Here is a 14,337-nt window from a genome sequence, read left to right on the forward strand (position 1 = left end):
GTGGGATACACTCTGGCATGAGGGGCGGCCCCTTCCGGCTAAGTCTATTTTGTTGTGATGCTTAGATTTAACCGGAAACCGCCCCTCTTGTCATGTGGTCTGATGAATTATCCGGGCTAGCGGCAGGGAAGATTCTGGAAGAGAAGATTTTGGAAGACCGGGGAGCACGCTCTCCGGTCTTCGTGCATGTGGGGCGAGGAGCTAACGCACTTCCGCGACGGTGCCGTCGGGGAGCTCCAGGCGGGTGCCGGGGGCGAAGGCGCGGCGTTGGAGGATGGAGAGGCCCACGGCCTTGCCCAGCTCCGGCGAGACGGCGACGCTGCTGAGGGTGCCCGCCGGACGGCCTTCGAAGAGGAGCTCGGTACCCACCGCCGGCGGCTCGTCCATATCCAGCACTACCGACCGCATCTGCCGGCTCACCTGACCGCGATAATGCAGGCGGGCCACCACCTCCTGGCCCAGATAGCAGCCCTTGGTGTAGCTCACCGCGTCGTCCAGGCCTGTCTCCTGAGGAAAATTGTCCGGGCCGAAGTCGGCTCCGAAGCGGGGTTCGCCGGCTGCGATGCGGTGGGCGTCGAGGGCGTCGACGCCGATGGGGGCGGCGCCGGCTTCGATCAGCGCTTCGCCGACGGTGACGGCGGCGGACACCGGGATCCAGAGGGTGAAGGCTTGGAGGCCCAGGTGGCCGTGGCGGACGACCCGCGCTTCGGTGCCGGCCAAAGTCATCGCCTGGTGGCTCCAAAGCTCTTCGGGAGCAGGGGCCTCGCTATCGGTGACTTGATCCAGTACCGCGGCGGCCTTGGGGCCCGCGAGGGTCCACAGTGCCCAGCCGTCGAGCCGTTGCACCTCCACCCGGTCGGCGATGATGTATTTGTTCAGGCGCTCGGCGATGGCCTCGGCGCGTTCCGGCGGCAGCTCCAACCACAGGCGGTCTTCCAGGGCGAGGGCGATGACGTCCGCCTCGATGCGGCCTTTGGGGGAGGTGAAGAATCCGTAGCTGCCGCTGCCTTCGGTGAGGCTCTGGATCTCGCAGGTCACCTGGCCGCCGACGAAGCGCAGCCGATCCTCGCCAGTGATCTCCAGCAGATCGGCCCAGGAGCGGTCCACCAGGCCGCAGCTTTGCTCCAGAGCTTGGCGTTCGGACTCCGGCGCTCCGTAGGTCGCGGGAACCTGCCAGCCGTGGCGCAGCTCGAGATCGGCGCCTAGCTGCTCGTGGAGCGCTGCGGCGGGAAGGGGGCGAGGGGCGGTGAGGGTGTCGCTCATGGGGCAATCTTATCCCTATCTGCTACGGCCTCAGGCAGGGAGCGGTGACAACGATAGAATGGGCGGCCATGAGCCACGAAGTATCCGAGACCGTTCAGCCCTTCGTCCATACGACCCCCCAGGGTCGCCAGCTCCACGGTTTGATCGACCTTCCGGCACGGGCCGGGCGGCAGCCGGCGGTGGTGGTTTGCCATGGCTTCAAAGGATTCATGGAGTGGGGCTTTTTCCCCCCGCTGGCGGAGCTGCTGGCGCAGCGGGGCTTCGTGGTGGTGCGGTTCAATTTTTCCGGCTCCGGCATGCGGCCGGGGGAGGAGCGGGCCAGCGATCTCGAAGGCTTTCGAACCAACACCTTCAGCGCCGATCTGGAGGACGCCCTCTCCATCCTCGACGCCGCGGCGGCGGACGAGCTGGCGCCGGGGCGCATCGACGGGGCCCGGCTGGGGCTTTTGGGCCACAGCCGCGGCGGTGGTGCGGCGCTGCTGACGGCGGCTTCGGAGGCTTGGCGGGAACGCCTGGGGGCGCTGGTGACCTGGGCCTCCGTGGGCACCTTCCATCGCTACAGCGAGGAGCAGCGGCGCGGCTGGCGGGAGGCTGGGGAGATCGTGGTGGTCAATGGCCGCACCGGGCAGGAGCTGCCCATGTCGACGGCCATGTTGGACGACCTGGAGGAGAATGCGGAAGCTTTGGACCTGGAGGCCGCCGCCGGGCGCCGCCGGGCTCCCTGGCTGATCCTCCACGGCGACGAGGACGAATCCGTCGATCCAGCCGACGCTCAGCGCCTGGACGAGGCGGCGGCAGATCCCTACGAGCTGCGGTTGGTCACCGGCGGCAGTCACACCTTCGGCGCCGGCCATCCGTTCAGCGGCCCTACGCCCCAACTCATCGAGGTCTTCAACCAGACTCAGCGCTGGCTTCGCCGCCACTTGACTTGAGCTTTCTCTGCTCTCCGCTGCTGCCGCGAGGCGGTCGGGAGCTCTTCATCACGCAAGTAGAGTATTTCTAGAAAGGGTTAGTTACTCCTATGCTGCAAGCGGTTCCACTACTCTTTTGGGACGTCGACACGCAATACGATTTCATGCGCGAGGACGGCAAGCTCTACGTGCCCGGGGCCGAGAGCCTGGACGAGAACCTGGCAACGCTCACCGAGCTCGCCCGCAAGCACCACATCCCGGTGGTGGCTTCCGCCGACGATCATCGGCCCGAGGACGACGAGATCAGCGATGACCCGGACTTCAAGGTCACCTACCCGCCCCATTGCATGACCGGCACGCCCGGTGCTCAGCGGGTCGAGGCGACGCGCATCGGTGATGCGTTCGTGGTCGGCCACGAGGCGCTGTCGGAGGAAGAGCTGGCGGCGGGCCTGGCGCAGAATCCGCCGCAGGTGTTGGTTCTCAAGAACACCACCAACGTTTTCTCCAACCCCAACACCGAGGCGCTCCTGGAGCGGCTGGACCCTCAGCGGGTGGTGGTTTACGGGGTGGCGCTGGACATCTGCAACCGACGGGCGGTGGAGGGGCTGTGGAGCCGCGGCTACCGCAACCTGGCGGTGGTGGTGGACGCCACCAAGCCCATCGACGCAGCGATGGGGGAAGAGCTCCTGGAGTCGTGGCGGGAGCGGGGCATCGAGCTGGTGACCACCGAGCAGGTGGTGGAAGAGGTGACCGGCGAGGGGAGCTGAGCACCGGAAGAATCCTGGGAGCGCCGGCTTCCAGCCGGCTCCGGGGCTGGGCTTCTAGCCCCACCCGCGCGTCATCTGCTTCATCTGCTGGCTCGGAATCGAGGGCGCGACGGGAGGGCCTCAGGCCGGAGAGAGCCCGTCGATGCGCACGATCTCGGCCTGGCTGTCGTCGGTGGAGCGCAGGTAGACCTGGAGCAGGCGCAGCTCGGCGGTCTCGGGGTCCATGGCCCGGGGGATGGGCAGAGAGCAGGTGACGTGGTGGAGCTCCGGGCGCTCTGCCACGGGTTCCCACTCCTGTGCCTGGATGATGCGCACCAGATCCGGCTCGAAGACCAGCGCCTCGCGTAGCTGGGCGCGCAGAGTTTCGGGGATGACGATCTCTCGGGCTTGTCTCATGGCTGCCCCAGTCTCATGGTGAGGTCCTCGGCATCAAAAAGAGCATCAAAATACAGCGCCGCAACTCGGCGCCTCTACGCTGCCGGTGCGTCCAAGCAAAGCTCGGCCGCCAGCAGATTCTCCACCACCCAATCCGCTCCCGCGTGGTGCAGGGCTTCACGGGGAGTATGACCGGTGGCCACGGCGATCACCGGCACCCCGTGGGCCTGGCCACAGGCGACGTCCAGGGGACTGTCGCCGACGATCACGGTCTGCGCCGGGTCGAAGCGCAGGCCGGTGTCCTTCTCGGCTCGGCGTAGCGCCACCGGCAGCAGGCTGGCGCGCTCGGTGCCGTCGTCGCCGAAGGCGCCGAAAGGGAAGTAGTGTTCCAGCCGGAAGCGGGAAAGCTTGGCAAAAGCCCCCCGCCGCCAGTTCCCGGTGAGCAAGCCCAGCTGCAGATCGGAACGCTGCACCAGCCGCTCCAAGACTTCCCGAACCCCCGGCAGCAGGCGCATGCGCCGGTGGTCGAGCCGTTCTTCCAGACGACTCAAGTAGAGCTGCTGCATGCGCGGCAGGCCTTCGAGCACGGCTCCTGACTCCAGACCGGCGCCGAGCATCAGATCGTGGACGATCTGGCTGTCGGTCTTGCCGGCAAAGCTGTAACCGTTGATCTGAGCCGGGCGTCCGTAGGCTTCCTCCAGAGATTGGAGGAAGATCTCGGCGACCTGCCGCCCGCAGCTCAGCAAGGTGCCGTCGATGTCGAATAGTACAAGTCTCATAAGCTGTACAGACGCCCTATCTTAACCTCTTTTGGCTATAGGCGAAGGCGAACAGGGCTGGCGCAGGCTCAGAGCTGCGAGCAGGAGCAGCCCCAGAACCGCTGCCCCCAGCCCCCAGCGCCAAGAGGCCGGCGCATAGATCAGCTCCACGCGATGCTCACCCGGTTCCAGCAGCAGGATGCCCAGGAAGGCCCCGTTGACACGCTGGGCCGGGACTTCCCGGCCGTCGACGCGCACCCGCCAGCCGGGGATGGCCGGCTGGCTGGAGGCCACCAGCATGGGTTGCTGGGCCATGGTCCGGGCGGTGATGCGCCGGCCCTCCACCCGCACCTCGGTGACCTCGCCGTTGCCGTTGGGGTAGACGCCGGGTTCGGGCAAGTCGGGGCCGTAGACGGTGGCGCGGCGGGCGAAGTCGGTGATTCGCCGCGCCGCTGCCAGATCTTCCCCGGTCTCGCTGGGCTCGAAGATCTCTACCTCTTGGGGCCGGAAGAGCCGCTGGAAGGCCCGAGGGTTCTGGTAAACCAGCGCGTCCTCTCCCTCCCAAACCTGACGGATGCCCGGGTGGTGGAAGATGTACATGGAGGGGTGGTCGAAGAGGTAGCGCACGCCGAGGAAGTCGAGGGCCGGGTGGGACCAGGTCCGGACGCGGTTCCAGCTGTCCCGCTCGGCGGTGCTGAAGGCGGTGCTGAAGTCGGCGTAGGGGGCAAAGGTCATGGGGTCATAGCCGCGCACGTCCTCGAGACCGTAGAAGGATGCGGTCTGGGGCACCAGGGCGGAGTCGAGGCCGGCGACTCGATAGCCGCGCACGTCGTTTCGAATGAAGTCGATGGCCGGGGTGGTGGGATAGAAGCTGTCGGCGCTGGAGAGGGGGACCCAGGGGCCGAAGAAAGCCGCCGGGGGCACGAGCAAGAGGGGCATCCAGAGCGCGGCGGCGGTAGAAGCCCGTAGCCGGCGGCCAGCCAGCGCCGCCAGGGGCAGAAGGAGCACCAGCGGCGCACCGAGGAAGAAGAGCTCCGGCAGCGTGCGCACCGTCGCCGAGCGACCCAGGAGCCACCCCGTCACCGCCGCTAGAGCTACCGCCGTGATTCCGAGGAAGAGCAGCGTTGAGCGGGAGGTCATCCTTTCGTCGCTGCGCAGGTGATCCCAGCCGAGAGCCGCCGCTACCGCCACCGCCAGCGCCCACCACAGGGAGAGGCGTTTGAGCAGCGAGGTGCCCAGGAGCGGCAGCGTGTTCATCAGCTCCATCAGGCCCGGCGTGTGGACGCTCACCGCCAGCCCCAGGGTGCCCAGGGCAAGCCAGAGAATGGGGCTCGCCGCGCCGGTGCTGGTCTGGCTGCGCGAGCGGAGCGCTGTTCCGAGGGCCAGCGCGGCCAGAGCTAGAGCCGCCAACGAGGTCGCACCGCCGCCGAGCTCCGCCAGGTTCTCCGGCCCTCGCCACGTGCCCAGAGTGGTCGAGGAACCTTCGGCGAGCCCACCCAGGGAGAGACCGCCCAGCGATGGAGCCCCTAATGGATGGCCGAAGTAGAGCAGGTCCACCGCCGGTGCCAGCCGCTCTGCCGCATCGCCCCAGGGCAGCGAGCCCAGCGGGTCTGTCTCCTGGCGATGTTGCCACTCCGCCGAGACCAGCAGATTCTCCACGAAGGGCAGCAGCGCCGGCGCCGCCAGCAGGGCCGCCAGCAGGGCTGCTAGGGCTCCCTGCAGCGCGATCTTCGGCAGGAGCCGGCGCCCGGCGGATCGGGTGAAAGTGGTCGCCGCCACCAGCAGCAGACCGAGGAGGAGAATCTGGGCCAGCGTCTCGGGATGGCCGGCGAAGACCCCCAGGGCGCCGAGCACCCCCAGGACCGCGGCGCGGCGGGGCTCCGGCTTGCGGGCGAGGCGCAGCAGCGCCCAGAGGATCCACGGCGCCAGCGCCGCCACTGAGGCGTGGGGGTGGAGCCGCCAGAGTTGAAGAAAACCGCTGCCGACGTAGACGGCGGCTCCCAGCAGCGCCGCCATCTCCGATACCGCCAGCCAGCGCAGCAGGAGAAAGAGGCCCCAGGCTGCCAGCAGCAGCCGCGCCGCCTGCACGTACACCGTGGCGCGCACCGGGGGCAGCAGTCGCGCCACCACCTCCAGCGGGAAGAGGGGGGCGGATTGGCCGTTGGCCAGCAGTGCGCTGCCGGCATTGGCGGAGGGATTGAACAGCAGGTCCTGGCGCGCGGCGAAGCGCCAGGGTTCCATCTGGGAGAGGGGATCCGCCAGCAGCGGATTGGGCGTGCCGGAAGCTTCGAGGAGCGGGCCGGTGAGGTCCGGGTGGGTCCACGGTGGCACGCCGGCGAGGGACACCGTGGGGGCCAGTACCTTGCCCGGGAGCCAGCCGCTGGCGGTGAAGGCCAGAGGGAGCAGCGTCAGGACCAGCGCTGCCGCCCAGGACGGCCGCCGATGAAACAGGGCCACCAGCGCCGCCAGAACAGCGGAGGTCAGGAGGTAGAGAACGGCGAGGAGGAGGGTGGCCACGGCCGGGGTCTCAGCGTGGGGCGCGCCGGCAGCTGAGTGGGCGAAGGCTGGACATCGCCAGCGGCGGACTCATCTCCAGGTCGGCGGCTTCTTGGTTTCGAGGAAAGTGGTGATGCCGCGCCGGCAGTCGTCGGTGGCGCGGGAGAAGGCGTTGGCTTCCACCGCGGCGGCCAGGGCCTGGTCCAGATCCTTACCGAGGTTGTCGAGGAGCAAGGACTTGGTGTGGGCGATGCTCTGGGAGCTGGCCTTGGTGAGGATCTCCACCGCCAGCTCCCGGCCCGTCGTCTCCAGCTCGCCGTCCGGCACGCAGCGGTTAGCCAATCCCATGGCCAGCGCCTCCCGGGCACCCAGGGGCTCGGGATTGAGCAGCAGCTCGCGGATCTGGGAGCCGCGCAATCGCAGCGGCAGATAGGTGGCCACCAACGCCGGGACGAAGCCGATCTTGACCTCGCTGTACATGAAGTGGGCGTTCTCCGCCGCCACCACGAAGTCGCAGGCGGTGGCCAGGCCACAGCCGCCGGCGACGCACCAGCCCTGGACCAGCGCCACCGTCAAGGCTTCTTGCCGGAGCACCGATTCGAAGAGCGTCCGCAGGCCCCGGGAGTCCTCCAGATTCTGCTCCACGCCAGCGGTGAGCAGGCTCTCCAGATGGCCGAGGTCGGCGCCGGCGGAGAAATTCTTGCCCTTCGCCGCGAGCAGCAGAGCCCGCACCCCGTGCTCGCGCCAGGGGTGGGAGAAGACGGCGGAGAGCTCGCCGATCATCTTCGGAGAGAAGGCGTTGGCGCGCTTGGGATCGGCGAGGCGTACCCACAGGAGGTCGTCTTCTCGCTCCAATTCCAGGCGTTCTAGCTCTGAATGGGGAAAACCGCTAGTGTCGAGGGACGCTGCTGAACTCATACTCTTCTTGGTCGCCCTACTGGGCTCTTTCGTCTCGGCCGGCGGATCAGCCGAGAAGCTCTTCCGGCACGTCCACTTCCATTTGCAGCAGCCCCTGACCGTGGGTCTTGCCCTGGGCGTCGATCTGCAGGCTCTCGGTGCCGCCGCCGCCGAGGGAGTCGTGGAGCATGAAGTTGAGGGCCAGCAGATTGGGCACCTCGAAGCGCTCCACCTGGCCGCGGCAGACGTGGCGGAAATGCTCCTGGACGCGTTCGACGGTGACCTGGTCGAGGATCACCTGGAAGGCTTCCGGAGAGTTGGCGATGAGGCCCACATTGCTGGCGTCTCCTTTGTCACCGGAGCGGGCGTGGGCGATGCGGGACAGCGGTACTTTCACCGGAGTTTCCTCCAACGGGACTGTGAACGGGGCGCGGCCCCGAACAGGATCAAAAGAGCCGCCAGAGCCAGGCCGGCGGCGAAGACGAAAATGCCCGTGGGGCTGAGCACCAGGGGCTCGTAGAGACCTTGGGCGTAGGCGCGAAGCCCCAAGTCCCAGGCTTCCCGATGGCGCACCATCAGCAACCCAAACATGGTCCACACGACGGCCTGCTGGCCGAGGAGGGCGGCGTTGCGCAGGCGGGTGGGCCAGCCGCGGTCGACGCTACGGTAAAGCAGGCTGGTGAACAGCCCGCTGGCGACCACCGTCCAGAGGGCGAAGGCCGGCCGGTTGGCCAGGCCCGAAGCGCCGAAGCCGGCCAGCCCGATGGGCAGGACGCCGGCCAGGATGGCGCCGTAGAACTGCCGCCGGCTCAGGGTCTCCCCGGTCGGGGCCCCTGGGGTGAGGGGCTCTCCGGTCAGTACACCCTCGCTCGCAGGGGTCGGTCCGCTCAAGCCTCCTCCACCGAAACCTCGATGTGTTTCTCCACCTCTTCCCGAGCCAGCAGAGCGGGCCAGTAGGCGACGATCTTCTGCGGCTTGGGCCGGCCGGCGGCGAAGCCGGTGACGCCCGGCGGGCCGGCGGTGATGAGCGGTGCGATCTCCTTGCCGAAGCGCTCCACCCGCGCCGGATCCGGATCCCGTACGCCGAGGCGCAGGATCACTTCCGGCGGCTCCGTCGGGGCCTCGAAGACTCCCGGCAGGCAGGCGCCGAGGCCGAGGATCTCGGTGCTGCGTTCGGCTTCGTCGAAGACCACGCCGGCGCGTTCCAGCCGCTTCCACACCATGTCTGCCGCCAGCTCCGCTTTGTCGCGAGCTTCGGGGCCGCAGATGGTGATCTGGCCGGAGGCCTTGTAGCCCGCCAGATAGGAGGCGGAGACCTTGAGAAAGGGAGTGTTGGCGCTGCCGCGAATCCCGGAGGCGCGCACCCGATTCTCCCCGTCCTGGCTCAGCTGGATGCTGGAGAAGTCGGCGGTGACGTCCGGGGTGATGTACTCCCGGGGGTTGCCCATCTCGTAGAGCAGCTGCTCGGACACCGTATCGACGGTGACCATGCCGCCGCTGCCCTCGTGCTTGGTGACCACGAAGGTGCCGTCCGCCGAGGCTTCGACGATGGGGTAGCCGACATTCCACAGATCCGGCACTTCCCGCCAGTGGGTGAAGTTGCCGCCGGTGCATTGGGGGCCGCACTCCAAGATGTGACCGGCGATGGTGCCGGCGGCGAGGAGGTCCCAGTCTTCTTTACCCCAGCCGAACTCGTGGATCATCGGCGCCAGGGCCAGGGCGGTGTCGGTGACCCGGCCGCAGAGGATGATCAGCGGATCGTCCTCGAGGGCCTCCACCACCGGCCAGGCGCCGAGGTAGGCGTTGACGTTGAGGGCCTGGTCCGCCAGCGGTGCCAGGGGCTCGCCGCTGTCCATGTTGTTGAGGGGATGGCCGGAATCGATGAGCTCGCCGAGCCGCGGCATCAGGTCGTCGCCTTCCACCACGCCGACCCGCACGCCCTCGACCCCCAGCTCCCGGGCGACCTCGAAGATCTTCTCCCGGCAGGCCTTGGGGTTGAGACCGCCGGCGTTGGTCAGCACCCGCACATTGCGCTCTTTGAGCTCCGGCAGCACCCGGCGGATGAAGTCGATGAAGTCGGTGGCGTAGCCGAGCTCCGGGTTGCGCATCTTCTGGCGCATCATGATGGAGAGGGTGACCTCGGCCAGGTAGTCCATGCCGATGTAGTCGATGGGACCGCCGCGCAGCAGCTCCACCGGAGCGTCCACGCTGTCGCCCCAGAATCCCTGTCCGTTACCGATGCGAATCTTCTTCATGACTTCCTCAAGGGTAGCACCGCGCCGAGGGCGCGGCTCACGTTTGCAGCACGCCGGTCTTGAACTCACCCAGGTCCGGGTTGAGCGCGGCGCAGGCGAGAGATCGGGAGATCACCGCACGGGTGTCGGCGGGATCGATGATGGCGTCCACCCACAGCCGGGCGGCGGCGTAGCGGGGGTCGGAGGTGTGTTCGTAATGGCTCTCGATGCGGCGCAGCATCTCCTGCTTCTCCTCCTCCGGCACCTCGCGGTTGCGCAGCTGGATGGAGAGCAGAGTCTTGCTCGCCTGGGAGCCGCCCATGACGGCGATGGTGGCGGAGGGCCAGGCGTAGAGGAAGCGAGCTCCGTAGGCTTTGCCGCACATGGCGTAGTTGCCGGCGCCGAAGGAGTTGCCGGTGAACAGGGTGATCTTGGGGACGACGGAGTTGGCCACCGCATTGACCATCTTGGCGCCGTCCTTGATGATCCCGCCTCTCTCCGCCCGGGTGCCCACCATGAAGCCGGTGACGTCCTGGATGAAGAGCAGGGGAATTCCCTTCTGATTGCACAGCTCGACGAAGCGGGCGCCCTTGTCTGCCGAGTCGGAGTAGATGACGCCGCCGATCTGCAGCTCCTTCTCCGAGGGCTGGATGCCGGTTTTGCGTTTGACGATGCTGCGCTGGTTGGCGACGATGCCCACGGCCCAGCCGTCGATCCAGCCGGTGCCGCAGATCAGGCTCTGGCCGTAGCTCTGCTTGAATTCGTCGAATTGGCTGTCGTCGAGGAGCCGGGCGAGCAGCTCGCGGGTGTCGTAGGGGCGGCTGCGGTCTTCCGGCAGCACTCCCTGGAGCTCCTCCGTGGGATAGCGCGGCGACTGCGCCTCGCGGCGGGCGAAGGGGCTCGCCGGTGGCGGGGCCAGCTGCTCGAGCTGGCGGCGGATGGCCTCCAGACAGTCGCCGTCGCTCTCGTGGCGGTGATCCACCACGCCGGAGACGTCCACCTGCACCTCGGCGCCGCCGAGCTCTTCCTGCCCCACCACCTCGCCGATGGCGGCCTTCACCAGGTGCGGCCCCGCCAGGTAGATAGACCCGGTTCCTTCGACGATGTGGGATTCGTCGCTCATGATGGGCAGGTATGCGCCGCCGGCGACGCAGGGCCCCATGATCGCCGCCACCTGGAAGATGCCCTCGGCGGAGAGGCGGGCATTGTTGTAGAAGGCGCGGCCGAAGTGTTCTTTGTCCGGGAAGATCTCATCCTGCATGGGGAGGAAGACGCCGGCGGAGTCCACCAGGTAGACCACCGGCAGGCGGTTCTCCAGGGCGATCTCCTGGGCTCGGAGCACTTTCTTGGCGGTCATCGGGAACCAGGCGCCGGCCTTCACCGTGGCGTCGTTGGCCACCACCATCACCTGCCGGCCGTGGACCTCGCCGATGCCCGTGACCACCCCGGCGGCGGGCACGCCGCCGTGCTCCTCGTACATTTCGTAGGCGGCCCACAGGCCCAGCTCGAGGAACTCGGCGTCGGGATCACAGAGGGCCGCCACCCGCTCCCGGGCGGTCATCTTGCCCTTGGCACGCTGCTTCTCCTGGCGTTTCTCGCCGCCGCCGAGGCGGATGGTCTGCTGTTCCTCCTCGAGCTCCGCGAGGCGCTGGCGCCAGTGTTCGCAGCGAGCTTCGAAGCGGGAATCTTCCGCCAGCACACTCTCCAATACGGTCAAGGGTGGCTCTCCTTCTCTCTCAGAACTTGCTCTCTGGACTGGCAATGGCCTCGAGCTCTCAACGACGGCCGAGGGGCCGATCAAATCATTCCAGCTGACGCCGGGACGGTCGTGGATGTCTCGTCGCCGACGAGCAACAAAGACGCAACCCCACTTGATAGCATCGCTGCCGTGAAGATTCAACTCCTGGCCTTCGCCAGTGCTGGAGATGCCCTCGGCCGGAGCCGTCTGGTGGTGGAGCTGCCCGACGGCGCGAGCCTCGCGGATCTACGCTCCCGATTGCACCGAGACTATCCTGATTTGCGCCCGCTTTGGGAGCGTCTGGCGGTGGCGGTGGACGGTGAGCTGGCCGGTCCCGAGGCGCCCCTCGCCGACGGCGCCGAGGTGGCGCTGCTGCCGCCGGTCTCCGGTGGCTCGGGACCCGCTGGGGCTTCCGTCGTCACCGAGGCGGCTGGCCGCGCGGCCCTCACCGAGGGGCCGCTGAACATCGAAGGCATCCTGGAAACCGTCTCCGCCGACGGTTTCGGCGCGGTTCTCCTCTTCCTGGGCACGGTGCGGGACAACCACCAGGGGCAATCGGTGGAGCGGCTGGACTACAGCGCTTACGAGGCCATGGCCCTCGCCCGGTTGGAGCGCATCGTCACCGAGCTGGAACAGGCCCACGGGCCCCTACGCCTCGCCATCGTCCACCGCCTGGGGCCGGTGCCGGTGGGGGAGGCCAGCGTTGCCATCGCCGCCGCATCGCCTCACCGCGCCGCCGCTTACGAGGCCAGCCGCCGGGCGTTGGAGCGCCTCAAGGCGGAGGTTCCCATCTGGAAGCGCGAGCATTACGCCGGCGGCGAGGCCGCTTGGCGGGAGGAAGAGCCGCTGGATCGGCCCTAGGCGGGCTCCCTCAGCCCAGGTTCGCCCGCCAGATCGTGAACTCTTTCTCCAACTCCGCCCACGGCCGTCTCAGGTGGCGCTGGAGCTCCTCCGGTGTCGCCGGCGCGCCGTTGGCTACGGCTTCCAGGTAGGAGCGGAAGCGTGCCCCCTGGGCCGGGTCGGCGTCGAGAAGGTAGCCGATCCAAGAGCGGCTGAGCTGGTAGAAGCGCTGGAGCTCCGCTTGGGAGGAGAGGCTGTCCCGATCCGTTCGCAGTAGCTCTTGCAGAGAGACTCCGACCATCGCCCCGCCGGAGGGGCGGGCGGTGGCGGATGCCAGCAGGGTCCGGTACTCGCCCTTGGACTCGGGCTGGATCCCGATCTCCGCCAAGTCCTCCGCCAGCCCCTCATCCAGCCAAGCCGGCAGCGCCGGGCCGATGCCGCGGCGGTTGAGCAGATGGGTGAGCTCGTGAATCAGGGTGGCTGTCACCTCGGCGTCGGAGCGGCTGCCGCGGTAGAAGACTGCCAGGCCATACCCGGCGTGGCCGTGGGACGGTAGCGAGGCGATGGCGGTCTCGTGGGCCTGGTAGCGGCGATAGTCCTCGACCGCTTGGAAGAGCACCACCGCGGCGGCGGGATTTCCCACCGGGTCGAGACCATAGCGCTGCCGGTAGATTTCCTCGACCCGGGTGCTGGCCTCGTCCAGCTGGCGCAGGAGGGCTCGGTCCCGCGGGTCGGTGTCTCGCAGATCGGTGTAGAAGGGGTAGGGACCCAGATAGAGCTCTGCAGGGCTGGTGGGAGAGTGCCCCATCACTGCCAGAGCCCGTTCCAGCCGCCGCGGATCCGGCGGCCGTCCGGAGAGAGCCTTCACCGGGGCTGGGGCTGCCCCCAGAGGTGGATGGTCCAGCCGGCTGCCTTCATCCAACACCAACCAGCCCTGACGCGCTCCCACCCGCACCCGGATCCACGAGTCGGCTCGCCGTTCGAGCACCGGCAGGCTGGCGAAGTTGTCGAGAGTGAGCCACACCTCGCTGGAGCGGTCCGGCTCGGTGTGCAGCCGAGTGCCGGCCCGCAACCATTCGAAGCCCACCTGCCCCTCCGGCACGATCCACGCCGGCAGCTCGGGCTCCGGTGGCTGGGCGGAGAGCACCTCCGCCAGCGGCTGGGCCGAGGGCGTTGCGGGCGCTTGGGTCACTCTTTCTGAGGGCTTGGGCGGGGAGTAGGCTTGGCGCAGCAGCTTCGCCGCCGGACCGACCACGGGCCAGCTCTCGGCCCGGCGCAGCCACGGGTGCTCCGGGTGGTAGGTGAGCCAGACGACGCCGGCGAGGCTCAGGCCCACCAGCAGCAGCGCAAGCAGGGGCAGCTCGTCGAGAAATCGGCGTCGTCTTCCCATGCTTTATTCAAACGCGAAACGGCGGGTTTGTATTTCGAACCGAATGCCGGCGGCCCCGCGAGGCGTTCACGCGCGCAGTAGGCCTTGGTGGTTCCGTCGGCTCCGCCCCGGGATCAATCCCGGGGCTATCCAGGACCCCGCCGGATCAATCCTGCTCCCAGATTCTGCTCACCCACACATTTCCCTCCGGAGCCAGCGAAGCTGGCGGCTCCTGGGTAGCCTGGAGATTGGATCCCCAGGCGGAGGTGGTGGAGCCACGGTCTCTTCCTACCCCGCTCACCGCTCCCACGACCACCCTGTCCATCCCAGCCGCGAGTGGCCGGTCCCCTACAAATACCCCAGCGCCCTCAACCCTTCCTGCTCCTCTTCGCTCAGCTGCCCCGGCGCCTTGACCTGGCTGGGCTCTCCCAGGCGCTCGAGCACCCGTTCCAAGACCGCCTCCGAGGGCACCTCGCAGCCCAGGGGGGACCAGGCGCCGTCCTGGCGTTGGGCGCATTCGCCGCCGCCTTTCCAGACGATCTGGCGATGCTCCGGCCGTTGCACGCCATAGATGTGGGGGGCGATCTTGAGCGAGACGGGGAGGGGGTGGACCCGGCTTTCATGCTCTTCGAGGAAGAGCACCCGACGGCCCGCGTCCTCGGGGGCGGCTTCCCGGGGCAGGATGTGAC

The 14,337-nt window shown here is 68.3% G+C and carries 14 protein-coding genes; 3 read left to right on the plus strand and 11 right to left on the minus strand.

The annotated features are described in order from the left end of the window. Window positions 1-201 precede the first annotated feature (201 nt). Complete coding sequence (locus SX243_20125) at window positions 202-1,263, minus strand: glycine cleavage T C-terminal barrel domain-containing protein (protein ID MDY7095290.1); 1,062 nt, start codon at window positions 1,261-1,263, stop codon at window positions 202-204. A gap of 68 nt (window positions 1,264-1,331) precedes the next feature. Here SX243_20125 and SX243_20130 point away from each other — a divergent pair, with 68 nt between their 5' ends. Both SX243_20130 and SX243_20135 read left to right on the plus strand, forming a co-directional pair. Continuing rightward, entirely contained in the window at window positions 1,332-2,195 is an 864-nt protein-coding gene (locus SX243_20130) for an alpha/beta fold hydrolase (GenBank protein ID MDY7095291.1), read from the plus strand. A gap of 89 nt (window positions 2,196-2,284) precedes the next feature. Further along, window positions 2,285-2,941 (plus strand): cysteine hydrolase family protein, encoded by a 657-nt coding sequence (locus SX243_20135; protein ID MDY7095292.1) that lies wholly within the window; start codon window positions 2,285-2,287, stop codon window positions 2,939-2,941. A gap of 120 nt (window positions 2,942-3,061) precedes the next feature. Here SX243_20135 and SX243_20140 read toward each other — a convergent pair whose 3' ends face one another. The 8 genes from SX243_20140 to SX243_20175 all read right to left on the minus strand — a co-directional run bounded on the left by SX243_20140 (window position 3,062) and on the right by SX243_20175 (window position 11,409). Further along, window positions 3,062-3,337: a hypothetical protein gene (locus SX243_20140; GenBank protein MDY7095293.1), complete on the minus strand. Its 276-nt coding sequence runs from the start codon at window positions 3,335-3,337 to the stop codon at window positions 3,062-3,064. A gap of 74 nt (window positions 3,338-3,411) precedes the next feature. Beyond that, the gene (locus tag SX243_20145) at window positions 3,412-4,095 is read right to left on the minus strand and encodes an HAD family hydrolase (GenBank protein ID MDY7095294.1); all 684 of its coding nucleotides are present in this window, start codon (window positions 4,093-4,095) and stop codon (window positions 3,412-3,414) included. Between the two features lie 21 nt (window positions 4,096-4,116). Next, the gene (locus SX243_20150) at window positions 4,117-6,591 is read right to left on the minus strand and encodes a YfhO family protein (GenBank protein ID MDY7095295.1); all 2,475 of its coding nucleotides are present in this window, start codon (window positions 6,589-6,591) and stop codon (window positions 4,117-4,119) included. A 69-nt stretch (window positions 6,592-6,660) separates the two neighbouring features. Continuing rightward, entirely contained in the window at window positions 6,661-7,488 is an 828-nt protein-coding gene (locus SX243_20155; protein MDY7095296.1) for an enoyl-CoA hydratase/isomerase family protein, read from the minus strand. Between the two features lie 46 nt (window positions 7,489-7,534). Next, window positions 7,535-7,864, minus strand: a complete 330-nt coding sequence (locus tag SX243_20160) for a hypothetical protein (protein MDY7095297.1) — start codon at window positions 7,862-7,864, stop codon at window positions 7,535-7,537. After that, complete coding sequence (locus SX243_20165) at window positions 7,861-8,358, minus strand: hypothetical protein (GenBank protein ID MDY7095298.1); 498 nt, start codon at window positions 8,356-8,358, stop codon at window positions 7,861-7,863. Before SX243_20165 ends, SX243_20160 begins: the two co-directional genes overlap by 4 nt. Next, a complete protein-coding gene (locus SX243_20170; GenBank protein ID MDY7095299.1) occupies window positions 8,355-9,722 on the minus strand; it encodes an acyclic terpene utilization AtuA family protein in 1,368 nt (455 codons plus the stop codon). The genes SX243_20165 and SX243_20170 overlap by 4 nt, the downstream gene beginning before the upstream one ends. A gap of 37 nt (window positions 9,723-9,759) precedes the next feature. After that, window positions 9,760-11,409, minus strand: coding sequence for an acyl-CoA carboxylase subunit beta (locus SX243_20175; GenBank protein MDY7095300.1), 1,650 nt, complete (start codon window positions 11,407-11,409; stop codon window positions 9,760-9,762). 180 nt (window positions 11,410-11,589) lie between these two features. Between SX243_20175 and SX243_20180 the strand changes: the two genes are divergently transcribed. Next, window positions 11,590-12,300 carry a molybdenum cofactor biosynthesis protein MoaE gene (locus SX243_20180; protein MDY7095301.1) on the plus strand — a complete coding sequence of 237 codons (711 nt, stop codon included), beginning with the start codon at window positions 11,590-11,592 and terminating at the stop codon, window positions 12,298-12,300. A 10-nt stretch (window positions 12,301-12,310) separates the two neighbouring features. Here the strand turns inward: SX243_20180 and SX243_20185 are convergent, their stop codons facing one another. Then, on the minus strand, window positions 12,311-13,669 hold the full coding sequence (locus tag SX243_20185; GenBank protein ID MDY7095302.1) for a hypothetical protein: 1,359 nt from the start codon (window positions 13,667-13,669) through the stop codon (window positions 12,311-12,313). A 327-nt stretch (window positions 13,670-13,996) separates the two neighbouring features. After that, the coding region (locus SX243_20190) for a hypothetical protein (protein MDY7095303.1) at window positions 13,997-14,337 on the minus strand (341 nt) is incomplete at its 5' end.

It is taken from the genome of Acidobacteriota bacterium (assembly GCA_034211275.1).
GTDB lineage: Bacteria > Acidobacteriota > Thermoanaerobaculia > Multivoradales > JAHZIX01 > JAGQSE01.